At 38.6% G+C, this 20,585-nt stretch carries 25 protein-coding genes, 1 tRNA gene and 1 pseudogene; 14 read left to right on the top strand and 13 right to left on the bottom strand.

Annotated features, from left to right (window positions below):
* Nucleotides 1–38 precede the first annotated feature (38 nt).
* A complete protein-coding gene (locus SLP02_RS07795; protein ID WP_319420092.1) occupies nt 39–350 on the top strand; it encodes a YkvA family protein in 312 nt (103 codons plus the stop codon).
* 99 nt (nt 351–449) lie between these two features.
* Here the strand turns inward: SLP02_RS07795 and SLP02_RS07790 are convergent, their stop codons facing one another.
* Nucleotides 450–1,490: a mevalonate kinase family protein gene (locus tag SLP02_RS07790; RefSeq protein WP_319420091.1), complete on the bottom strand. Its 1,041-nt coding sequence runs from the start codon at nt 1,488–1,490 to the stop codon at nt 450–452.
* Nucleotides 1,491–1,642: 152 nt separating this feature from the next.
* On the opposite strand from SLP02_RS07790, the gene SLP02_RS07785 reads away from it, so the two are divergent.
* Together SLP02_RS07785 and SLP02_RS07780 are read left to right on the top strand one after the other, a co-directional pair.
* Nucleotides 1,643–3,223: a family 10 glycosylhydrolase gene (locus tag SLP02_RS07785; protein WP_319420090.1), complete on the top strand. Its 1,581-nt coding sequence runs from the start codon at nt 1,643–1,645 to the stop codon at nt 3,221–3,223.
* Between the two features lie 52 nt (nt 3,224–3,275).
* Nucleotides 3,276–3,357: transfer RNA gene (locus tag SLP02_RS07780), tRNA-Leu, on the top strand.
* Nucleotides 3,358–3,682: 325 nt separating this feature from the next.
* On the opposite strand, the gene SLP02_RS07775 is transcribed toward SLP02_RS07780, so the two are convergent.
* The 3 genes and pseudogenes from SLP02_RS07775 to SLP02_RS07765 form a co-directional block, all read right to left on the bottom strand.
* Nucleotides 3,683–3,814: a hypothetical protein gene (locus SLP02_RS07775; RefSeq protein WP_319420089.1), complete on the bottom strand. Its 132-nt coding sequence runs from the start codon at nt 3,812–3,814 to the stop codon at nt 3,683–3,685.
* A 33-nt stretch (nt 3,815–3,847) separates the two neighbouring features.
* Nucleotides 3,848–5,177, bottom strand: a pseudogene (locus SLP02_RS07770) (IS4 family transposase).
* A gap of 279 nt (nt 5,178–5,456) precedes the next feature.
* Complete coding sequence (locus SLP02_RS07765; RefSeq protein ID WP_319420088.1) at nt 5,457–6,155, bottom strand: TerC family protein; 699 nt, start codon at nt 6,153–6,155, stop codon at nt 5,457–5,459.
* 490 nt (nt 6,156–6,645) lie between these two features.
* On the opposite strand from SLP02_RS07765, the gene psaM reads away from it, so the two are divergent.
* Nucleotides 6,646–6,741 carry a photosystem I reaction center subunit XII gene (psaM, locus tag SLP02_RS07760; protein WP_319420087.1) on the top strand — a complete coding sequence of 32 codons (96 nt, stop codon included), beginning with the start codon at nt 6,646–6,648 and terminating at the stop codon, nt 6,739–6,741.
* Nucleotides 6,742–6,853: 112 nt separating this feature from the next.
* Nucleotides 6,854–7,210 (top strand): slr1601 family putative cell division protein, encoded by a 357-nt coding sequence (locus SLP02_RS07755; protein WP_319420086.1) that lies wholly within the window; start codon nt 6,854–6,856, stop codon nt 7,208–7,210.
* On the opposite strand, the gene SLP02_RS07750 is transcribed toward SLP02_RS07755, so the two are convergent.
* On the bottom strand, nt 7,180–7,968 hold the full coding sequence (locus SLP02_RS07750) for a tetratricopeptide repeat protein (protein WP_319420085.1): 789 nt from the start codon (nt 7,966–7,968) through the stop codon (nt 7,180–7,182). The two genes, SLP02_RS07755 and SLP02_RS07750, sit on opposite strands and share 31 nt — an antisense overlap.
* 385 nt (nt 7,969–8,353) lie before the next feature.
* Here SLP02_RS07750 and SLP02_RS07745 point away from each other — a divergent pair, with 385 nt between their 5' ends.
* Nucleotides 8,354–8,824: a hypothetical protein gene (locus SLP02_RS07745; RefSeq protein WP_319420084.1), complete on the top strand. Its 471-nt coding sequence runs from the start codon at nt 8,354–8,356 to the stop codon at nt 8,822–8,824.
* An 83-nt stretch (nt 8,825–8,907) separates the two neighbouring features.
* On the opposite strand, the gene SLP02_RS07740 is transcribed toward SLP02_RS07745, so the two are convergent.
* Both SLP02_RS07740 and rpaB read right to left on the bottom strand, forming a co-directional pair.
* Nucleotides 8,908–9,549 carry a cofactor assembly of complex C subunit B gene (locus SLP02_RS07740; RefSeq protein ID WP_319420083.1) on the bottom strand — a complete coding sequence of 214 codons (642 nt, stop codon included), beginning with the start codon at nt 9,547–9,549 and terminating at the stop codon, nt 8,908–8,910.
* A 67-nt stretch (nt 9,550–9,616) separates the two neighbouring features.
* Complete coding sequence (rpaB, locus tag SLP02_RS07735) at nt 9,617–10,345, bottom strand: response regulator transcription factor RpaB (RefSeq protein ID WP_319420082.1); 729 nt, start codon at nt 10,343–10,345, stop codon at nt 9,617–9,619.
* A 273-nt stretch (nt 10,346–10,618) separates the two neighbouring features.
* Here rpaB and radA point away from each other — a divergent pair, with 273 nt between their 5' ends.
* Nucleotides 10,619–12,136, top strand: a complete 1,518-nt coding sequence (radA, locus tag SLP02_RS07730) for a DNA repair protein RadA (RefSeq protein ID WP_319420081.1) — start codon at nt 10,619–10,621, stop codon at nt 12,134–12,136.
* A 25-nt stretch (nt 12,137–12,161) separates the two neighbouring features.
* Complete coding sequence (locus SLP02_RS07725; protein ID WP_319420080.1) at nt 12,162–13,607, top strand: class I SAM-dependent methyltransferase; 1,446 nt, start codon at nt 12,162–12,164, stop codon at nt 13,605–13,607.
* A 17-nt stretch (nt 13,608–13,624) separates the two neighbouring features.
* Here the strand turns inward: SLP02_RS07725 and SLP02_RS07720 are convergent, their stop codons facing one another.
* Complete coding sequence (locus tag SLP02_RS07720; protein WP_319420079.1) at nt 13,625–13,789, bottom strand: hypothetical protein; 165 nt, start codon at nt 13,787–13,789, stop codon at nt 13,625–13,627.
* Here SLP02_RS07720 and SLP02_RS07715 point away from each other — a divergent pair.
* The 4 genes from SLP02_RS07715 to clpP all read left to right on the top strand — a co-directional run bounded on the left by SLP02_RS07715 (nt 13,788) and on the right by clpP (nt 15,893).
* Nucleotides 13,788–14,567, top strand: a complete 780-nt coding sequence (locus tag SLP02_RS07715; RefSeq protein ID WP_319420078.1) for a hypothetical protein — start codon at nt 13,788–13,790, stop codon at nt 14,565–14,567. The two genes, SLP02_RS07720 and SLP02_RS07715, sit on opposite strands and share 2 nt — an antisense overlap.
* A 158-nt stretch (nt 14,568–14,725) precedes the next feature.
* On the top strand, nt 14,726–15,010 hold the full coding sequence (locus SLP02_RS07710; protein ID WP_319420077.1) for a hypothetical protein: 285 nt from the start codon (nt 14,726–14,728) through the stop codon (nt 15,008–15,010).
* Nucleotides 15,011–15,024: 14 nt separating this feature from the next.
* Nucleotides 15,025–15,153 carry a hypothetical protein gene (locus SLP02_RS07705; protein ID WP_319420076.1) on the top strand — a complete coding sequence of 43 codons (129 nt, stop codon included), beginning with the start codon at nt 15,025–15,027 and terminating at the stop codon, nt 15,151–15,153.
* Nucleotides 15,154–15,278: 125 nt separating this feature from the next.
* The gene (gene clpP / locus SLP02_RS07700; protein WP_319420075.1) at nt 15,279–15,893 is read left to right on the top strand and encodes an ATP-dependent Clp endopeptidase proteolytic subunit ClpP; all 615 of its coding nucleotides are present in this window, start codon (nt 15,279–15,281) and stop codon (nt 15,891–15,893) included.
* 83 nt (nt 15,894–15,976) lie between these two features.
* Here clpP and SLP02_RS07695 read toward each other — a convergent pair whose 3' ends face one another.
* The gene (locus SLP02_RS07695) at nt 15,977–16,765 is read right to left on the bottom strand and encodes a CPBP family intramembrane glutamic endopeptidase (RefSeq protein ID WP_319420074.1); all 789 of its coding nucleotides are present in this window, start codon (nt 16,763–16,765) and stop codon (nt 15,977–15,979) included.
* A gap of 107 nt (nt 16,766–16,872) precedes the next feature.
* Nucleotides 16,873–17,166, bottom strand: a complete 294-nt coding sequence (gene clpS / locus SLP02_RS07690) for an ATP-dependent Clp protease adapter ClpS (RefSeq protein ID WP_319420073.1) — start codon at nt 17,164–17,166, stop codon at nt 16,873–16,875.
* Nucleotides 17,167–17,462: 296 nt separating this feature from the next.
* Here clpS and SLP02_RS07685 point away from each other — a divergent pair, with 296 nt between their 5' ends.
* A complete protein-coding gene (locus tag SLP02_RS07685) occupies nt 17,463–18,362 on the top strand; it encodes an alpha/beta fold hydrolase (RefSeq protein WP_319420072.1) in 900 nt (299 codons plus the stop codon).
* Nucleotides 18,363–18,423: 61 nt separating this feature from the next.
* The gene (locus SLP02_RS07680) at nt 18,424–19,215 is read left to right on the top strand and encodes an LmeA family phospholipid-binding protein (RefSeq protein WP_319420071.1); all 792 of its coding nucleotides are present in this window, start codon (nt 18,424–18,426) and stop codon (nt 19,213–19,215) included.
* A 31-nt stretch (nt 19,216–19,246) separates the two neighbouring features.
* Here SLP02_RS07680 and SLP02_RS07675 read toward each other — a convergent pair whose 3' ends face one another.
* The 3 genes from SLP02_RS07675 to SLP02_RS07665 form a co-directional block, all read right to left on the bottom strand.
* A complete protein-coding gene (locus tag SLP02_RS07675) occupies nt 19,247–19,747 on the bottom strand; it encodes a molybdenum cofactor biosynthesis protein MoaE (protein WP_319420070.1) in 501 nt (166 codons plus the stop codon).
* Nucleotides 19,748–19,762: 15 nt separating this feature from the next.
* Entirely contained in the window at nt 19,763–19,900 is a 138-nt protein-coding gene (locus tag SLP02_RS07670; RefSeq protein ID WP_319420069.1) for a hypothetical protein, read from the bottom strand.
* 331 nt (nt 19,901–20,231) lie between these two features.
* On the bottom strand, nt 20,232–20,531 hold the full coding sequence (locus tag SLP02_RS07665) for a ChaB family protein (RefSeq protein ID WP_319420068.1): 300 nt from the start codon (nt 20,529–20,531) through the stop codon (nt 20,232–20,234).
* Nucleotides 20,532–20,585 lie beyond the last annotated feature (54 nt).

Below are 20,585 nucleotides of genomic sequence, written 5' to 3'. Positions count from 1 at the left end.
ATAATAAAAATAACTTAATCGAGGACACGAAAACAAAGATGAATTTTTCCCTCTCTTCCCTATATGAATGGTATCGCAGCGCAATTCGTCATCCAAAGTATCGCTGGTGGGTAATGCTTGGGACAGCAATCTATCTTGTTAGTCCTATCGATGTCATACCCGATATCTTTCCAATTGTCGGGCAAATTGATGATGTGGTTTTAGCTGGTTTATTATTTACAGAATTATCGCAAATGGCTTTTGCTAAATTGCAAAGTCGCCAAGAAAAGAACAATGTAACAACCGAAGATATAGGTAGCGAGACTAATGTTGTTGATGTTGATGCCGAAACAATAGCTACAAATCAATAAATTAATACATCACTTTAAGTTTTAAGTATACTTTTAACCTCAGTTATTTAGACTGAATATTCAAAGGGCGATCGCCATAAAGCGATCGCCCTTTGATCTTTATAAATTTGACTGAGGAATATTTAACTCGTAGCACTGCATCTGCGGAAAATCTTGCTGAATTATGGCGATCGCTTTTTGTTGGCTATGGCGATCGTCAGCAATAAACTGTGCTGTACCGTCTCCTTGGGATCCTACTCCCTTTCCACCATAAACATAAGCTTGCAAAGGTTTGTGCTTAAGTAGCTGATGTAATATAGGTGCGTTTAGTTGTTGAGGACAAGCAGGAATCAGATTGCGGTCAAATTCAGTTTGCGCCTGTGACATTAAACTACCAAGTATAGCTGCATCTCCTCGCTCTAAAGCCAAAATAGCTTCTTGAACTATCTGAGCATTAATTCTGCCCAAATAGTCTTGCACCTGAGCTTCTAGAGCATTTTTAGCGACAGGATAGCATTGATTAAGCTGAGTCAGTATTTCTTGAGTATTTTTTGAACCAGCTAAGTCAACCACAATAAAATACAGGTCTTGACCTATAGTCAAAGGTTTTAGCTGATGGCGATCGCCATCAAAAATCATTAAAATTGGCTGGTTACCAAAAGCACAGGCTTGATCTAGTCTGCCACACTGGCTAGGGGTTGTTTTTTCTCCCCAATAAGCTAGATTCATCTCTTCTTCAATAGTCAAATTTAGCTGATAAAAATAATTAAATGCTCTGGCAACCAACACACAAATTGCTGCACTAGAAGATAAACCTTTTTTCATAGGTAAATTCGTTAAATAATTATCAATTTCTAAACCACCCACTCCATAACGAGTCAAAGCTTGATAGGCGACACCCGCTATGTAACTATAGAAATTTTCTGTTTGAGCCATTTCTAACAACAAATTCTTATCCATAGCTAGCTTTAATATCTGAGGCTGATTTGCCGTTTTAAAAACTAAATCACTATGGGTTTTGACCTGAGCATAAATGCCTTGATTGGTGCCAACCACGATCGCGTAGCCTGGTTCAATATTAGGATTGATCTGGCGATATTCTGCTGCCCAATCACTATGTTCACCAAATAGACAAAGACGACCAGGGACAAAAAAATTCATCTTTTAAACAATCCTGTTAAAATATTGGGTCATATATATATTTATTAAATAAAGGCAGAAAATTGAAATAAAAACCAAGCTGAAGCCAGAAAAGGCTCTATTATTCAGCTTTTTATTTAATTCTGTCGTAGAAATACGGAGTATTATCAAATATGGGTAAAATTACCAAACATTTTCGATTGTGGAGCAGTTTTCAACCTCCACTAAATCAGAAATTAATTAATAAGCCTGCCTCTATTGAGCCAATTGCTCTAGGTAAAACAATTCCCAAAATCACTTCAAGTTTAATTGTTAGCTTTGTAACTATTTTAGCTAGCTTCCAGCCGTTAGGCGTGAAACCTGCTCAAGCTGCTTCTGGCCCTTATTGTCATTTTACCCCCGACAAAGTTGAGGCAAAAGAAAAGCTGCTAAAAGCCTCTTTAGAAGGAAGTTCAACCGCTATCAAAGAGTATCAAGGAATTGTGCAAAAGCACGCTCAAATGCTACAGCTATGCCGTAGTCAAACTTGGCCAGCAGAACAGGCAATTTGGTTGCGTCTTTATCCCTGTGACGTAACTGCTGGTTCAATAGATTCTGTACTAGACCGTATTGTCAATCTCGGCTACAACAAAATACATTTAGAAGTTTTCTACGATAGTCAAGTTCTTTTACCGCCTGGAGATAATCCTACTCCTTGGATACCAGTAGTGCGATCGCCTGGAGCAGAAAATGCTGATTTACTAAAGCAAACTATTGATAAAGCACATCAACGAGGTATAAAGGTCTACGCTTGGTTATTTACCATGAACTATGGCTATACCTATGCCCAGCTTGGCGATCGCCAGGAAGCATTGGCTCGCAATGGACAGGGTTCAAATAGTCTTACTTTTGTTAACGATCGCGCTCAGGCATTTGTCGATCCTTATTCCCCTCAAGCACAAGCAGATTACTATAATTTGTTGCAGGCAGTCCTCAAACGCCAGCCAGACGGTGTTTTATTTGATTACGTTCGTTACCCTCAAGGTATAGGCGGACAGGCCTATGTTGATAACGTTCGAGATTTATGGATTTATGGTAAATCCTCCCTTAATGCTCTATACAATAGAGCCACCAACAAAAAAGGTTTAGCCGTAATTAAAAAATATGTAGAAACTGGTAATTTTACCGCTCAAGATCTTAAAAATATCGATCAGCAATACCCCCAAGAAAAAGATCCAAGCTGGCAGGGTAGTCGTAATGTGCCTGACTCTAAAGCAACTCTTCAGTCACGCTATCTTAGCCTAAGCCAACAACTTTGGTTCTTATCTGTAGCTCATGCAGCACAAGGTGTGCTTGATTTTCTGTCTTTTGCTGTTAAACCTGTTCAAGATCGAGGCATTCCCGCAGGAGCAGTCTTTTTTCCTGAGGGTAATCGTTTAATAGGCAAAAATAGCTTTGATTCTCGTCTCCAAGCTTGGGATAAATTTCCTCCAGACTTAGAGTGGCATCCTATGGCTTACGCTCTATGTGAAGAAAAGACAGACTGTATTGCTAAACAGGTAGAAAGTGTTTTAAAGATAGCCCCCAAGACAACAACAGTTGTTCCTTCTTTAGCTGGTGCTTGGGGTAAAGTTTATCGCAACCATCCCCCCTTAGAAGCTCAGATGGAAGCATTACGCAAGGCAACTCCAGAAGTTAATTCTATTAGTCATTTTGGCTATTCCTGGCAAGAACCAAGTCAAGATCGCCAACGAAATTCATGTAATTTGCTTTAAAAGTTTTATTTATTCTGTGCATCTGTTATGATAGTTAGCGTCGCATATAAAAGCGGATGTGGCGGAATTGGTAGACGCGCTAGATTTAGGTTCTAGTGTTTTCGGACGTGAAGGTTCAAGTCCTTTCATCCGCATTGTTCGCAGTGGTTCACGACTTAAGGTATTTACTTAACGCCTGTGAACGCTGCGATCGCAATCTTGCTTAAATATTTACTCAAAATTAACTATAGTAAAAACATAAGTACTCATTACACTCGTACGTACTTATTAGGTTTTTTCTTGGTAGTATTTGGGGTTAGGTCATCAATTAACAGTATATTTGTAGTTACTTTTAATGCAACCCTTTTTTGTGTCTCCTTAATTTGCTTTTTAAACAAATTATCGTAGAATAACAAAAATGAATGGCTTGCTAGTTGCCGCTAACAAGCCAAAGAAAATTAAGACCAACCTAAGTTTGTTTTACTTTTTCTTCTTAGGGGTGGTTTTTAATGGTGTAGAACCAGCAGTTTTTGCTGCATTACTGGGGTTTTTGCTGCCTGCCGCTTTTGAAGTTGGTTCAGCTTTTGCTCCAGTCTTTTTCTGTTTAGTCATATTAGGAAATCTCCTTAAATCATTGGTCACAAGTTAAGCTTGTAAGCTAACTGTCAAAGAAGGTTTAGAAGGAAATTGATAGAAAAACTGGTCAGAACCACGCTGTTTATCTGGAAAAGGAGCAATGATGAGCTTTTGCTTAGGTTTTCGCTGTCTTTTCACAATGCCTAAACATTTCTGAATATCGGGATTAGAAAAATACTTAACTGGATCTTGAGCTTCTCCACGCTTTGAAGCACCATGAAAATAATAAAGGCCACGATAAATCATTTCTAAGGAGATGCAGTCAAAAGGAAGTGCGATTTCATCAGCCACAGCATCACCTAAATCGACTAAAACGGCGTAAAATAGCCAAGTTGCCCAAATCTGTAGCTTAATGCCATTAATTGAACCCGTCCAAAGGTAACTTAATCCTAAAAGTCGTTTGACTGTATTAAAAGCATCTTCGCGCCCGCCAGCGTTTTTGATATAAATCAATGACAACATAGGGAGGTAATATTTCTGGCTCAAGCACTGAAGTTAAATAGGAACGCGCCTTCTTTACCGACTCTGACTTCAATCAACCGCCATTGGTAACAAATGGAGTCTTTTTTGTCCCCGAGCCGATCTTGACAAGAGCGATCGCGTAAAGTATAACTATCAGTAAAAACTTGTTGATACTCAATGGCAGCATTAATCTTAATGCGGGTAATAAAGTGAATTCCTTTATCGATTAATTTTTGCCAAAACTGAAAATGATAAAATCCTCGATCTAGTAACAACAAGGTCTTGGCTGAAACTAACTCTAATAAATTATCTTCAAAACGAGTATCGGAAGCACTGGGATTTTCCTGAAACCAGATTTCTACGGGCAATCGTGTGACCAAATCAATGACCACACCCATCTTTCCAGCTAATTTTCCCGACTTTACCTCTGACAAACTCTTGAGCTTGCGAAATAATGCCTTCTTAGTTGAACCGTCAGCTATCCAAATCTTGTCAAATTTAGACAAGGTAAATTGAACACTTTCGGGTAATGGTCGATTGTGACGACCCGACCATCTGGCTTTCAGGCTGGGCAAAAGTTCGGTGAAAATGCTCTCCAATAAAATAGCAGGAAAGGTTAAAAATCTTTGAGATAAGGCTTGTTGACTAACCTTTGTTTTCCCGCACCATAAAAATCATCTCACGTTTCGAGTAACCGCGCTAATTCAGTAACGGATGGAACGTCTCTCCACAACAAAGTTAACACCGCAGCTACCATTAAAGGCAGTGTCAAAATCCTATCTCTAAGTCCCAATTCTCGAAAAAACCGCGACTGAGATGTAATGATTGGAGTTAATAAAGCGGTTAAGTGTTCAGCAATGACTCGATCTTCTACCATTGGTCGTTGCGTTTTTTTGGCGTGATCTCGATTCAGTCTTTTACTCTTACCCATAGAGAAATAAAATCGTTCAATTGCTTATTCTCTATGAGTTTGACACGATTTGGTTTTTTACTTGACTTTTTTCTGATTTCCTTAACTTGTTACCAATGCCTTAAATAGTAAGTTAAGGGCGAGTAATCAACCCTCAGCTACCCATTATATCCAACGTCCTAAAAATCTAGTGTATTTGCACCCTTACCTACCTTTTATTGCCAAAAGATAGGGCTATAAGCTTTATTACTCTTGGCTCTCAGATTCCACTGCTTCTCGCTTAGAGAAACCCCAGGTAAAGAATATAGCTACTACTGCTACAGTTAACCATTCTGGAATGAAGTAATCTGGTAGCCAAACTTTTAAGAGCAGACGCAAGCCAACAAAGCCAACTGTAATAAATCCTGCGTCTTCTAAGTAAGTATATTCCTGTAGCCATTTGATAAACAAACTTGTCAAGAAGCGTAAAACAATGATGCCGATCGTTCCACCAGCAATAATCAGCCAAGTATCTTCGGTGATGGCGATCGCCGAAGTGACGCTATCTAGAGAGAAAGCCAGATCAGTAATGGCAATAGTCGGAATTACTTGCCAAAGAGATTTCAAACTTAAGCTGCGATTTTCGTCCGCATTATCTTCATCACTAAAGAAAAAGTAATTAATAACTAGCCACAGGAGATACATCGCCCCTAATAGCTCAAACTGCCAGTATTTAATTACCCAAGTAGCAGCCAAAATCAGGGCAATTCTCAGTATATATGCGCCGATTAACCCAATATCGAGAGCCTGACGCTGTCTTTGAGGATCTTTGATGCTTTTGGCGATCGCAGCTAGGGCGATCGCATTATCAGCAGACAAAACAGCCTCTAACAAAATCAAAACCAGCAGTATTAGATAGGTTTCAGCCCCAGCATTGGTAAAGTAGTTAACTATGTTTGACAACATTTACTATATATTTTTGAATTAAACAAGGATGAAAGTCTTAGCACATTCCTCGCGCGTTCCCAAGCCAGTCCGTTGCGGGTCTGTAACCCGTTGAAGGAACTGGCGTTTGCTAGGTCAGCATTCCCTTGCGCCTTGCGTCGGCGCGGGGTCTGACCTCTGTCGGCGACGCGGTGAGACAGTCCGTTGGGCGGTTTTACCGACTTGAGCGCGAGATTCGCGGAATTTAGTTCCGCTTGAATAATCGCGCTGTTGAAGGAACTGTCGAACCCTTTAGGGGGTCGCTCGTCTATATTTATTTAGGTTAAATTATCAATCGTCGATTTAAGAATCTGTCAATTGTGTAATTTTCTCCTAGTTTCATCCAGTTTTTTCTTAAGTTTCCTTCTTAATTATGTTGCATCTTGTTACAAGATGTTTCTCTTGGGGTCAATTATGACGCAAATTAAGGATGGAATATCTTTTGATCGAATTAGTAAGGAGTTAGAATACCATGTCTCTTTCAGATACCCAAATTTTTATAGCTTTGCTTGTGGCTTTGATTCCTGGAGTGATGGCAGTACGCTTATCTCTAGAGCTATATAAATAAGTTTGTCTTACAAAACTATTCTTAGTTTAATGACATAAATTAGGAATTTCAGATTGGCAATAATGACTTAATATTGTTAATCTGGAGTCCTAATTCTTGGCTACGATTAAATATGAAATCTAAGCAGCGACTACCAAAGAAAGTCCGTCGTCATCCTCATAAACGTCCCAAGTCTCACAGAGGAATGGCTATGGAAATTAGCCTCAAGTTAATTTTAAGCTGGATAATTGCTCTTGGCGCAATCTCTTCTGTGTTTAAGCTTTTGCCATATCACCTTTCTCAAAGGGCAAAGCTTAAAGAGTTGAAAATTCAGGTGCAAGAAACAGATGCTAGAGTTACTAAATTAAAAGAGGAACTAAACCGCAACTTCGATCCTCAAAGAACCCAAAGCTTGATGGAACAGTATAGCTCGTTGACTTCTCCCCATCAAAGCCGTATCTATTGGTTAAAAAAAGATCGAGATCGGTAATTAATAAATAAAGGCGACAGCAGTTCATCTAGCCAACCTAATACTTTTCTTCTGTGTCTAGCTAGTTCTGGTTTCTGCTCTAAAACTCTCAAGGCATTCTGATAGTCACCAACAGCACAATTCCAGTCTCCTCGCAGATGATAAGTTCTACCTCGTTCGAGATAAATTCTCTCTTGCAAAGTGTCGCCAATAATCTGAGCAATACCAAAATTCTCGATCGCCAAATCATACATTTCTAATTCTCTAAAAGCAATGCCTTGATTAATCCAAGCGCGAAAATTACCAGGGTTTAGATCTAAAGCAATATCATAGTCAGCGATCGCTTCTGTTAATGCCCCTTGAGCAGCATAGCAGTTTGCCCTATTATTATAAGCACTGTCAAGATAAGGATTAATTTCTAATGCTTGGGATAAATCACAAAGAGCCTCAATAATCTGATTGTTACGAAAGTGCATTAAACCACGATTATTATAATCTGTGGCATTATCGGGACACAAAGCAATTAATCGATCCAAAAGGGTAATCGCTGCTGTATAGTCTCCTTGAAATGCTTTTTCTTTGACGCTAATTCTTAACTGTTCTTCGATATTCGAGTCTTTTAATATTGATGAAGCAGAAGATAAGATTAATGCCGATTCTATCTCAAAAGAGTCAGATAATTCTCGTTTGGATGATTGAAATAAATTGTACTGATCGAAATCGGTTTTCATAGCATCAATTAAACCTTGCTTGTATGCCACTTTACTATCCCGTTTCATGACTAATATCAGTTCAATGTGTCACCAATCGAACTGTCTCATGCAAACCGTAAATTGGTAAGATTAAAATTCTAAATTCTTTATACTCAGCTAATGATGACCAAAAAACATCCAAATGTCCTCCCAAAATTTACTTAGATAAATGTTGAGATTAATATCAATTTGACAACAAAGTATGTGTTTTCGTGACAATTTGCGGTTGTACTTGCGGAAATATTCCCATTTTAGATTACATTCTCTAAATATCGACTACCAACTTTAGTAACGCTGTGGCTTAGTCAAAAGTTTTAAGGCTTTGAGGCTATTTAAATAATTTGTTTACTTAAGCCCAGGTCTACTAGTTTAGAATTGCTATTGAGTACTTTTATAATTGACATTTAATAATATGACAACTACTACTTTATTTGCTCAGGCATCTGATTTATCTCCTGAAGACTATTGTGTTTTGGGTTTAGCAACCTGTTTTGTACGAGAAGAGGGTGAAATAGAACAGCTTACGGTTTTAGAACCTATTCCCTCGGCTGCTTTAGAAGCACTGATTAAAGGTATTCCTACTTCTTATCAGTTAGCCTGTGCCAAAACTCTGGGGGAGATTTTTCAAGAAGATACGGTGCAAATACCTCAAGAGCTACAGACTGAGGCAAAAATAAATTTATGCGATCGCTTTGCTGAAAGAGTTGCAGCAGCAACCCGTACCTACAAAAGTCGTCCCGAAGCCAAAAAGCATATCGCTTTAGGAACAATAAAACAGGATTTCAATTATTCTTTAGAAAGAAAAAGAGTCTTGAATAATTCTAATGTGGTAAGTACTGAAGATAATGTCAAACAACATTCTCATACTCACAAAGTTTTATAAGGCTATTAGGCTTAACTTGGGGAAAACAGCGACTTGGCATCTCAAAAAAGTCGCTTCGTCATGGGCGTTGGTTGGCAAAAATTCTAGATGGATTCCAAAGTAACCGCTAATTTATCAGCAATGCCTTCGATCCACTGCTCGTCCTTTTTTGTGTAGCTACGGGGTGCGTTTGCACCCAAAATCAGAACTCCCTTGTTGCCAATAGGCTGACAGATTACTCCTTGGGTATTGGCTGGCAAATAATCAAACTCTACTTTACCTGGATACAAACTGAGATTTACCAGATATACGGGCTTTTCTTTAGCCAATACCCGCTCTAGAATCGCGCCTGGGGTTACCTCTGGTTTTGCTCCTAAAACACCGCGTCTAAGCAAAGTTTTCTGGTCATAATAGACAACAAGCGATCGCGTTACCGTATTAGTTAATAATAGGTGAGAAGCCCAAGCCAATTCGGTTTTAGCTGCATCTGATAATTCTGGAGCAAATTCTAAACCTGTTTCGCCAACTAAATCCACGGTGTCAGGAGTTCTTGCTTGAATTTGCTGCCACAGTAAACCGACTAAAATTAAAACTGCTGCCTCGATCACCCCTAAAGCATCCGAACGTGCTTGAGAATCGGTTATTTGTGCTGTTAATAAACGATTGACCAAGAGTAGAAAGCCACCTAATCCTCCTGCAAAAAAAGGTAGCAGTCTTAATATACGATTGGCATCATATTTATTCATTTTCAAAGCTCTTAGCCAAACTGTATAAAGTCTAATAATCTCAGTTGAAATCACTTTTGACTTTTAACTACTCTTCTCCCGCTTCTAAAATACGCTGAAACAAATAGCCAGTACCTCTTGCAGTCAAGATTAATTCAGGATTGCTAGGATCGTCTTCTAACTTGGCACGTAAACGAGAAATATGTACATCTACTACGCGGGTATCTACATGACGTTCGGGAGTATAACCCCAAACTTCTTGTAAAATTTCTGAACGGGAAAAAGGTTCACCAGAACGACTAACCAGTAACTCTAATAAGCTAAATTCCATGCCTGTAAGGCGAATACGTTCATCACCTTTATAAACTTGACGTTTATTGGTATCAATTTTAATTGAGCCAACGTGAATTACCCCTGAACTAGGAATTCCAGGCGCGCCGTTTTTATCAACCCTACGCAGTACAGAACGGATTCTCGCCTCTAATTCTTTAGGGGAAAAAGGTTTAACCACGTAATCGTCTGCACCTAATTCTAAACCCGTGATGCGATCGGCAACATCTCCCAAAGCCGTTAACATAATAATAGGAATGTCTGATTCTTTGCGTAATTCTTGGCAAACGCCATAACCGTCAAGCTTAGGCATCATTACGTCTAGAACTACAAGGCTAGGTTCGGTAAGGCGAAAAGTCTCTAACGCTTCTTCGCCATCGGCAGCAGTCACTACGTCATAACCGATCATGGATAGACGAGTTTCTAAAATACGACGAATGCTGGCTTCATCATCTACTACTAAAATTTTCTCTTTATTAGTTTCCAAGCTACTATACACTCCTTGTTTAAGTTAAATTACCGATATTTAAGTTAAATTTCTTTATCTTTAGATCTAGATTATCTTCTTGACGTTGATTTAGTTTAGCCAACTGTCTATTTTAAGAGAATTTATGTGACAATTTGGATAATTTCCGTATTTTTTTCCGATTTAATTTATCTTTGCGGTTTTTAATATTTCTTAGGATTAAGGCTGCATCATTTATTAAGCTTACTAAATTTATCTTTTCATTTCTTCAAATCTCTAATTTTTCTTAAGAAAATGGCTAAATCTAAACAAATATATATCTGCAACGAATGCGCTGCCGAATACAGTCAGTGGTTTGGGCTATGTAAAGAATGCAATGAGTTTGGCACTATTTCAGAAGAACCAGTAGAAGTCTCTTCTGGGAGTGCTGGATATAATCGAGGAGGATGGCAATCTAATACTCATTCTGGTAACAAAATACCCAGCACAGCACAGCCTAGAGTTTCTCGTAAGTTCTCCGAGATTAATAACGACGCACAGCAAAGATTTCCTTCTGGTTACGGAGAACTCGATCGCGTTTTAGGCGGGGGAATTGTGCCTGGATCTTTGGTGTTGATCGGGGGAGATCCTGGTATTGGGAAATCAACTTTATTATTGCAGGTGGCAAATAAGCTTTCTTATAACCTGCCTCGTATTCTCTATGTATCGGCAGAAGAATCGGGACAACAGGTAAAGTTACGCGCATCTCGTTTGGATGTGGGAGAAAATGAGCCTGAAGCTGAAGAAACTAGCAACGGTAACGGTAAAAACGGCAAATCTGCTCCTAAAAAAGAGAATAATCTCTACGTGATGCCTGAGACAGATTTAGAAGAGATTTTGCGAGAATTAGAGTCCTTAAAGCCTCAAGTAGCCGTTATCGATAGTATTCAAACCCTGCACTTTGCAGCTTTAAATTCTTCTCCTGGTTCGGTAGCACAAGTACGGGAATGTACTTCGGCTTTGATGCAGGTAGCTAAAAGAGAGAATATTAGCCTGCTGATTGTAGGTCATGTTACCAAAGAAGGGGCGATCGCTGGACCAAGGGTATTAGAACACCTCGTAGATACAGTACTCTATTTTGAAGGAGATCGCTATGCTTCCCATCGTTTATTACGTTCGGTTAAAAATCGTTTTGGTGCTACCCACGAAATCGGTATCTTTGAAATGGCAGAGCATGGTTTGGTCGAGGTAGATAACCCTTCTAAGCTGTTTCTCGGCAATCGAGACGAAGCTTCTCCAGGAACATCAATTGTCGTCGCCTGTGAAGGAACTCGTCCTCTGGTAGTCGAAATTCAGGCGTTGGTTAGTCCCACTAGCTATACATCTCCCCGTCGCTCGACTACAGGCATTGATTACAATCGTCTTCAGCAAATATTGGCAGTGTTAGAAAAGCGAGTTGGTGTCCCCTTATCTAAACTTGATGCTTATGTCGCCTCGGTAGGTGGTTTGGGTGTAGGCGAACCTGCTGCGGATTTAGGTGTAGCGATCGCTATTGTGGCTAGTTTTCGCGATCGTATCGTCGATTCTCGTACTGTATTAATTGGGGAAGTAGGTTTAGGTGGACAGGTGCGTTTGGTTTCCCAGATGGAATTGCGTCTAAAAGAGGCTGCCAAACTAGGATTTAAAAAAGCGATCGTTCCCAAGGGTCAAAGTCTTCCTGACGATCTGGGTTTAGAAATTATTCCCATCTCTAAAGTGATTGATGCCATTATTGCTGCTATTCCTTCTGAACGTTCAACTGATTTTCCCGTAGTAGTAGCTGAAGAAAATTAAATTAAAGATTGAGATTTATTAAAATATGTGGCAAAAAATAATCAGCAAAATATCCCACTCTTTGTCAGACAATCATCTTAAGCGCCATAAAATTTACTACTCCTGCGTTGTCGATGCTTCTTCCTTATTTTATTGGCAAACTTGGGGACTAGTAAATTCTTTAATCCAAATAGCTAAAGTTTCACCTACTCAAATATTTGTTCACTATACATTAGAAGTAGACCAGACTTTTCTACAACAGTTAAATATTTTGGGTGTTAACCTCAAGTCAATTTCTCGTTTTGGAGACGGCAAATATTGCAACAAAATTGTTCAATTAGACACCCGTGAATTTGCTAAGGCAAAATGCGTCTTTTTTCTCGATACTGATATGGTTGTCTTGGATGAACTTGAAGAACTTTACATTCCCAAAGTTATACGAGGTAAAGTAGTAGATTTGGCAAATCCTGAGTTATCAGTTTTACAAGCCATATTTAAGCGGGCTGGATTTAGTGACACTCCCTCTATTTGCAACGCAGATTGTGAAAAAAACTCTACTTTTGAGAATAATTTTAATGGCGGGCTATATGTTGTTCCTGGGGTATTGATTCCATCCCTGGGTAAACGATGGCAGCATTGGGCTTTGTGGTTGTTGGCTAATCTAGAAATATTAGAAAAAGTCAATAAACAAAATCATGTAGACCAGATATCTTTTGCTTTAGCTACCCATGAATTGTCCCTGGTAACTCAAAATATCGATCGGCAATATAACTATCCTATTCATTTATCCAATTATAAAACAGGTAACCCTAAAGTATTGCATTACCATCGTAATATTTCCCCAACTGGAATGTTGGTAGTTGGTGGAGAGCAAGATGTAGAATTTAAACGTGCAGTTCAAAATGCTAATCATGTATTAGGTAAGAGCTTTAATAATCAGATTTTTTGGTCTTTTAGATATCACGAATTTCCTCAATTAGGCTCTGGAATAGGTAGTCGAGGAGAAAATTTATTGTATAAGCGGAAGCTTTTAAAAACATTAGGAATTGAAACTAGTCAAAGTATCTTAGATGTTGGCTGTGGTGATTTAGAAGTAATTAAAAACTTCAATTTACCTAATTACATTGGTGTTGATATTTCCTCTGAAGCAGTTAACATAGCTAAACAAAAAAGACCAGATTTAGATTTTATTTTGCTCGATTATAGCAATAACAATCATATATCCAAAGCCGACCTAGTAATCTGTCTAGAAGTTTTAATTCATCAGCAAAATTTGCCAGACTACCAAAAAGTAATTAATTTTCTAGCCCAAAAAACAATTAATAGATTAGTTGTTTCTGGATATGTGGTTAAAGAGACTCATCATGATAATAACTATATGATTAATTTTCATGAATCTCTATTAGATTCTTTAGCAAAAACTAAACAGTTCTCTCGAATAGAAGTGCTGGGACAACATTCAGACGTTCAAATCATTTTAGCGACAAAATAATTATTATGGAATTGCGTCTAAAGGAAGCTGCCAAGCTGAGATTTAAAAAAGCGATCGTTCCCAAGGGAAACCCCTGGCTGCCTGACACAAGTAGCTAAAAGAGTCGAAATGCGGTCAGAAAAAAGAAAAGGTAGAGCAATTATGGGAAGCTGAAAATGAATAGTTTTAGCCTTATATTCCATGTCAAGATCTACCCCTCTTTATCATCAACTGCTGAGTCTACTGAGTCAAGATTCCACATACAGAGATTTCAGGCAGATCAAAGCGTTAGCTTGGATGATCAACGCGCTGATATGTAGCAGCAAAATTAACCTTAGTGAGTGGGAATCTTACGTGATAAGTAGGGCGAACCAAGCACAGAGTATTGAGCGAAGATGGCAAAGATTCGTTCATAACAGTCGAATTAAAGTCAAATCTCTGTATGTACCTCTAGTAATGGCGGCAATTAGTAACTGGAGTGGACAACGCCTCTATCTGGCACTGGATACAACAGTTTTATGGAATCGATACTGCATGATTCATCTTTCTGTGATTTGTGGTGGTAGGGCAATTCCTTTCTTATGGAAAGTAATGGAACATAAAAGTTCAACAGTAGCATTCAAAGAATACAAAACCATGCTGAAATTTTCACGTAGATTACTCCGCAAGTATCCTGATGAGATGCTTCTAGCTGACCGAGGTTTTGCCAACCATCAGTTGATGAATTGGCTCACCACTAGTCAATGGCACTATTGTCTACGCTTACCCTGTGACGTAACTATTCAGGGGGCAAGGAGACATCCTATTGAACTGAAATATCTTTATCCGCCAAAGTCAGAGGCGATTTTGTATCACAATGTTGGACTATGGCTCGATGGAGAATGCCGAAGCAACTTTGTCTTAGCCAATGTCAAGGGGACAAAAGAACCTTGGGCTGTTATTACTGATGAAGACCCGACTCTACAAGCTTTATGGCAGTAGGCTCTAAGATTTCGTATTGAAGAATTATTTTTAGATTCTAAATCTGGAGCTTTTCAATTGGAAGAATCTAAAATTGCCAGACAGCCCGTTGCGCGGGTTTCCCGCGTTGAAGGGACTGTCGAGGTCGCGATCGCAAGGCATTGGAACGTTTATATTTGGTGGTAGCCTTAGCACTTTTATTTGCGACTACTCATGGCATGACAGTTCAATTGAAGGGACTTAGAAGTCAAGTAGATCGGCATTGGGAGAGAGGTTTAAGTTATCTCAAAATTGGGATCAGATGGCTCAAAGGAGTTTTACATAAAGGTCGTAGTTTGTTTGACCCTACACCTTTATTTTCTCAAAATACTTTGCCCTGTTTTGCATCTTCAAAGGCTAGAAGAAAATACTATGATGCCATTTCGTTTATCAAAATTTCGGAATTAAAGTGCTTAAGAGTTTAACTGTCCTCAAATAAATGTGTCAGGCAGCCAGGGGTCAAAGTCTTCCTGACGATCTGGGTTTAGAAATTATTCCTATCTCTAAAGTGATTGATGCCATTATTGCTGCTATTCCATCAGAGCGATCGCTTTATATACAAAAGTAAAATTTATGTAGCATAAAAGACAAAACTTGCCCACCTTGCAGAATTAATCGGGTTAGGTTTTCCACCTACTCTTCATCCTTTAAAATAGCTACAATTAGAACAAAATATTGATAAGGCATAGCTTCATGATTCCTACCGTTATTGAAAGTTCAGGTCGTGGCGATCGCGCCTTTGACATTTATTCTCGCTTACTTAGAGAAAGAATCGTTTTTTTGGGACAGCAAGTTACAGATGAAATAGCCAACTTAGTCGTTGCTCAACTCTTATTTTTAGAAGCCGAAGATCCAGAAAAAGATATTTACCTTTATATCAACTCTCCTGGTGGCTCTGTATCGGCTGGGATGGGTATGTTTGACACCATGAATCAAATTCGCCCTGATGTCTGCACCATCTGTATTGGTCTAGCTGCCAGTATGGGTGCTTTCTTGCTTAGTGCAGGGCAGAAAGGTAAACGCATGAGTCTGCCTAATTCTCGGATTATGATTCATCAACCTTTGGGTGGCGCGCAAGGACAGGCAACAGATATTGAAATTCAGGCTAGAGAAATTTTGTATCTTAAGCAGAAACTTAATGGACACTTAGCAGATCATACAGGACAGCCATTATCTAAAATTGAAGAGGACACTGAAAGAGACTTTTTTATGTCTGCCGAAGAATGCAAAGAGTATGGTCTAATCGATCAGGTAATTGCTCGTCGTCCTTCTGCTAGCAATCCTCCTGAGGCTGTTGCTAATCTCTAAATTTAAGTTCTTCAATTTTAGATAGAAAGTAGTAGGTTCATGATGTTTCATCCCCATGAAACGTCATGAATAGTCAAACTGGTTCACTGATAATAGTTCACTGATAATTGTTCAAGCCACAACAAAGCAGTTAAAAAGATTAATCCCATAAGTCCTGCCAGGGGGTTGCCATCGATACCTGTAACCCAAGGGGGAACTTGGTTTGTATAGCTGATTAATTCTCCTACATTAACGATATAGTAACCCCAGACCAAACCTGCATGAATCCCGATACAGATTCCCAGGCGATCGCCCTGGCGATATTTAGCTAAGATCAAAATCATTCCTAGTAATATCAGTGCAGGAAAAGTTACCGCAGTCCTAATTATTTCCTCAATAGGCTTAATAAAGTGAGCCAAGGCAAATACTGTAGCACCAATCCATAGAGAAATTTTTTGACTATAGTCTCGCTGTAACTCATCCAGTAACCAACCACGGAATAGTAACTCTTCTACTAATGCAATCCCAGTAGCACTAAGCAAACCTTCAACGACAATTTTTATCAGGCTAGGTGGAGGAGGAATAATATCAATCCAGCCTAGTAGTGCTTCGGTGATAAATAAGCTTAGGCAAAACCAAAAGCCTATAGCTAAACCTTGAAATAATTCTTTACCATTTTTTTTGCTTTTTACCAAACCATAGCGGTTAAAAATATTTGTTTCTTGATGGACTAGTTTGCCCCACAATCGCCATAGAAACAATAAATTTATAAACAACAGAACATAGTTCAAGATGCTGGCTAAATTGCGATCGTGCTTAAGTAATAGATATATAGGGATTGCTATTGGTAACCATAAAATAGACAAAACACCAATGAAAAACAACAATCTCATTGGTGCTTTGAATTTTGCTATTTTTCGTAAATTAATGACAGTGGACAATTAACGCTCAACCATTAACAATCAACAAGCATCACCATAACATTATCCCAGTTTGTTAATTATTCATCAGGCTCAATAGTGCAGGTCAAACCATGATTACAAAGAGTTTCGCAATAAAACTCTGCGTGTTCTAAAGCACAGGTAATAACTAAACCAACACCGCTATTATGAGTTTCCATCATAATGTTTACTGCTTGAGGCTGAGTCATTCCCGCAATAGTCTGCATCAACACCTCAACTACAAACTCCATTGAGTTGAAATCGTCATTGTGGAGTAAAACTTTATAGCGGGGTGCAAGTTTACGTACTGTTGAAGTTGACTTTTTATCAATTACAGAAGTTCCTAGGGACACAACTTTTCTCCTTTGAAATCTCAATCTACTTTATGAATTATTAAATATTCCTAAATTTGCTGATTTATTTAGGAACTAAACGAACTGTGATCGCTTTTATCTAAGCTACGCTAAGTTGAAAATGTCACTACTAAGTAATCACAATCTAAGTAAATTACTTATCTGACTAATTAATTTTACTGCGCTCATCAAAAAAGGGAACTAAATTAATGGCTGTAAAACTAACTTGGACTCTAAAAAAACTGTACAATATAAAATAATTAACATAACTTAATGATACAATATTTTAGCTGAAAATGTCTTTAATTTCTCCCCTTACAGGACAATTTCCTGGTACATACTGGCAGTGGCGTGGAAATTCAATTTATTATGTTTGTGCTGGCGAAAAGCAGTCTAGTAAACCAGCTTTACTATTAGTACATGGCTTTGGAGCATCTACAGATCATTGGCGTAAGAATATAGCCCAGCTACAAGAACAGTTTCAGGTTTGGGCGATCGATTTACTTGGTTTTGGGCGTTCGGCTAAACCTAAACAAGAATATGGCGGCAGCCTTTGGCAAGAACAGCTACATGACTTTATTCAAGAGGTAATTAAGCAGCCTACAGTTTTAGCGGGCAATTCTCTTGGAGGTTATGCTTCTCTTTGTGTAGCAGCAGCCTATCCTCAATCTATTGCTGGTTTAATTTTACTTAATAGCGCAGGTCCTTTCACCGATACCTTAACAGATGACAAACAAACAACAAAACCTAACTTAGCTGGTAAGCTAATACGTTCAATTTTATTGCAGTCGTGGGCAAGCTTTTTATTATTTCAATATGTGCGCCGTCGCTTTGTCATTCGTCAAACTTTAAACAAGGTTTACTTCGATCCCTCTGCTGTTACCGATCAATTAGTAGAAGACATTTATCGTCCTTCGTGCGATGTTGGCGCAGCCGAAGTGTTCAATGCTGTATTTAAAACCCCTCAAGGAGAAAAGGTAGATATACTGCTCGCTCAAATGCAGTGTCCCTTGCTAATTTTGTGGGGTGAAAAAGATCCCTGGATCAATGCTAGAAATCAAGGAATTAAATTTCGCCAGTATTATCCTCAATTAAAAGAGTATTATTTAGATGCAGGTCATTGTCCTCACGACGAAATTCCCGAACAAGTCAACAGCCTTATAGCAGACTGGGTTTCATCCATTAGTCGGCTATAATCGTATTTGCTGACTTCTTAATAATTTGTTACAAGGTAAGAGTAACTCAATCTATAACTCTATGTTTGGTGGATTTGTTGGTTTTGGTAATAATAAAGGCGGAGATTGGGGCGAAAAACTTATTAATACTGTTGCAAGCAACACAATCCGTCATTTATTCACTAGTAGCGATTCGGTAGAAGTAGCGGTAAAATGCAATCCTTCTAGCAAGCTATTACAGGGTACAATCGATAGCTTCAAAATGAATGGCTGTGGCTTGGTGATCAAAAAGCAGTTTCGGACGGCAGAAATGTCTTTTGAGACTGACGCTGTGGCGATTGATTTTAGTTCGGCAGTTCAAGGGAAAATTGCCCTTAAACAGCCCACTCAGGCGATCGCTCAGGTAAGATTATCTGAGGCCGATATTAACAAATCTTTTGAAGCAGATTTGGTTAGAAAGCGTTTAGAAAATTTAACCCCCGATGGCTTAACTGCTATATCTGAAGGTAAACCTGTATCTTTTAATGATGTTACAGTCAAACTCTTGCCAGACAACAGGGTAAAGCTAGAAGCACAAGCTAGCTGGGAAGATAAGGTTGTGCCTGTAAGCCTAAGCTGTATTTTGGGAATTAGCAAACGTAGAAGAGTTAAATTTGAAGATATTCAGTTTGAGCAAGAAGACATACCTCAAGAGTTGCAAAATGTCTCTCAAGAATTGACTGTTGCTTTAGGTGAAATTCTTAATGAAATGGTGGATTTAGACAAATTCAACCTAGATGGTGTCAAGCTGCGCTTAAATCGTTTGCAAACAGAGGGACAGGTGTTATTGTTTAGCGGATATGCTCAAATAGAAAAAGTTCCAGGTGCTTCTTAGAAGTTAGTTTTTTGATTTTGTGCTAATAGTGCTAACAATTAGATTCGTCATTCTGTTCGCACGCACCAATCGAAACCCAAGTACTGTGAGATGTTCCGTTTGCCTCCTGAAAAAATTCCTTTTTCCAAATGGGGGCATTATGTTTCAAAGTATCGATCGCATAACGACAAGCATCAAAAGCTTCTGCGCGATGGGGACAGCCAACGGCAACGATCACGCTAATTTCGCCTATTTTTAGCTTGCCTACGCGGTGATGGATGACAATTCGGTTAGCATCTTGCCATTTCTGGCGTATCTCAGTAGCAATAGAGTTAAAAACGGCGATCGCCATTGGCTGATAAGCCTGATATTCTAAATATTCTACAGGCTTACCTTCGGTTTGATTACGCACTGTGCCACTCATAACTACTATTGCACCATTAGCGGCATCATCCGCCAAGCTGTAGGTTTCATCTAAAGATAAAGGGGCGATGGTAATTGAAAAACTATCTTGGGCAGCAGCAGAAACGGTAGATGAACTAAAATTAACCATAATTAGTTAGCCAGATCATTGTTTTGGGTGTTCGTTTTTCAGATTGGCTTTTACAATTTGTAATTGTTTATCGGCAATACTAACTTTCATTTGAGCATAATAATTAGGATAAATCAAAAAAGCGAGCGTGCGATCGCTTTTATTACTTAACAAAAATTTATACTCTTTTCAGCTTGCAATACAGATTGCTTTTGCCGATTTACTCTATCTGCAAAATCTTCGTCTACTTCTTTTTGCGTATCTAATATTTTCTACAACTCAATAATTAACAGGGTATTGTTCGCTAAATTAATTTAATTTCACTATTTTGAAAAAGTAAATCATTTTGGTGTTTAAAATTATCAATAAGAATCAGGAGCATAATTTATTTTATACTCCTATAAAGCACATAAGCGTAATTGCTTCACGAAGATAAGCTCGTCTTATTAACTATCAGCAAGTTGGCTTTTTTATTGTTTAGGCTAACAGTTTATAATTAGCTTACTTAACCACCGCGCATAGTACCTGCATTATTTTCGCGGTTGCCAATGGGGTCGCTAGTATCTTTATCTGTACCAATAATATTACCGCGATCGGTATTAGAGTTTTCTACTGATACCCAATTACCCTCTTTGTCTTGTTGATAGCTATTTTTAACTGAGTCCCAAGCAACTTTAGTAGCGTTTTCTTCATTCATACCATTATCAGAAACAGCATTAAAAGCAGCCATAAATAGTTGCTGTCCATGTTTAGGCAGCTTTTCTGTTACTTCACTAGGTAAATCTTCTAATTGTTGATAAGCCATAATTAATACTCAAAAATTAACTTCTTAATTATCATTAAAGCCAATAAAAAATTA

This window comes from Pleurocapsa sp. FMAR1 (assembly GCF_963665995.1).
Classification (GTDB): domain Bacteria; phylum Cyanobacteriota; class Cyanobacteriia; order Cyanobacteriales; family Xenococcaceae; genus Waterburya.
Note: the sequence above shows the minus strand (reverse complement) of the source record. Positions and strands in the feature narration are given on the sequence as shown.

Bases quoted from the DNA above. Each gene is read 5' to 3' on its own strand.
- SLP02_RS07795 (WP_319420092.1), top strand. From the start codon at position 39: ATGAATTTTTCCCTCTCTTCCCTATATGAATGGTATCGCAGCGCAATT.
- SLP02_RS07790 (WP_319420091.1), bottom strand. From the start codon at position 1,490: ATGAATTTTTTTGTCCCTGGTCGTCTTTGTCTATTTGGTGAACATAGT.
- SLP02_RS07785 (WP_319420090.1), top strand. From the start codon at position 1,643: ATGGGTAAAATTACCAAACATTTTCGATTGTGGAGCAGTTTTCAACCT.
- SLP02_RS07775 (WP_319420089.1), bottom strand. From the start codon at position 3,814: ATGACTAAACAGAAAAAGACTGGAGCAAAAGCTGAACCAACTTCAAAA.
- SLP02_RS07765 (WP_319420088.1), bottom strand. From the start codon at position 6,155: ATGTTGTCAAACATAGTTAACTACTTTACCAATGCTGGGGCTGAAACC.
- psaM (WP_319420087.1), top strand. From the start codon at position 6,646: ATGTCTCTTTCAGATACCCAAATTTTTATAGCTTTGCTTGTGGCTTTG.
- SLP02_RS07755 (WP_319420086.1), top strand. From the start codon at position 6,854: ATGAAATCTAAGCAGCGACTACCAAAGAAAGTCCGTCGTCATCCTCAT.
- SLP02_RS07750 (WP_319420085.1), bottom strand. From the start codon at position 7,968: ATGAAACGGGATAGTAAAGTGGCATACAAGCAAGGTTTAATTGATGCT.
- SLP02_RS07745 (WP_319420084.1), top strand. From the start codon at position 8,354: ATGACAACTACTACTTTATTTGCTCAGGCATCTGATTTATCTCCTGAA.
- SLP02_RS07740 (WP_319420083.1), bottom strand. From the start codon at position 9,549: ATGAATAAATATGATGCCAATCGTATATTAAGACTGCTACCTTTTTTT.
- radA (WP_319420081.1), top strand. From the start codon at position 10,619: ATGGCTAAATCTAAACAAATATATATCTGCAACGAATGCGCTGCCGAA.
- SLP02_RS07725 (WP_319420080.1), top strand. From the start codon at position 12,162: ATGTGGCAAAAAATAATCAGCAAAATATCCCACTCTTTGTCAGACAAT.
- SLP02_RS07715 (WP_319420078.1), top strand. From the start codon at position 13,788: ATGTCAAGATCTACCCCTCTTTATCATCAACTGCTGAGTCTACTGAGT.
- SLP02_RS07720 (WP_319420079.1), bottom strand. From the start codon at position 13,789: ATGGAATATAAGGCTAAAACTATTCATTTTCAGCTTCCCATAATTGCT.
- SLP02_RS07705 (WP_319420076.1), top strand. From the start codon at position 15,025: ATGTGTCAGGCAGCCAGGGGTCAAAGTCTTCCTGACGATCTGGGTTTA.
- clpP (WP_319420075.1), top strand. From the start codon at position 15,279: ATGATTCCTACCGTTATTGAAAGTTCAGGTCGTGGCGATCGCGCCTTT.
- SLP02_RS07695 (WP_319420074.1), bottom strand. From the start codon at position 16,765: ATGAGATTGTTGTTTTTCATTGGTGTTTTGTCTATTTTATGGTTACCA.
- SLP02_RS07685 (WP_319420072.1), top strand. From the start codon at position 17,463: ATGTCTTTAATTTCTCCCCTTACAGGACAATTTCCTGGTACATACTGG.
- SLP02_RS07680 (WP_319420071.1), top strand. From the start codon at position 18,424: ATGTTTGGTGGATTTGTTGGTTTTGGTAATAATAAAGGCGGAGATTGG.
- SLP02_RS07675 (WP_319420070.1), bottom strand. From the start codon at position 19,747: ATGGTTAATTTTAGTTCATCTACCGTTTCTGCTGCTGCCCAAGATAGT.
- SLP02_RS07665 (WP_319420068.1), bottom strand. From the start codon at position 20,531: ATGGCTTATCAACAATTAGAAGATTTACCTAGTGAAGTAACAGAAAAG.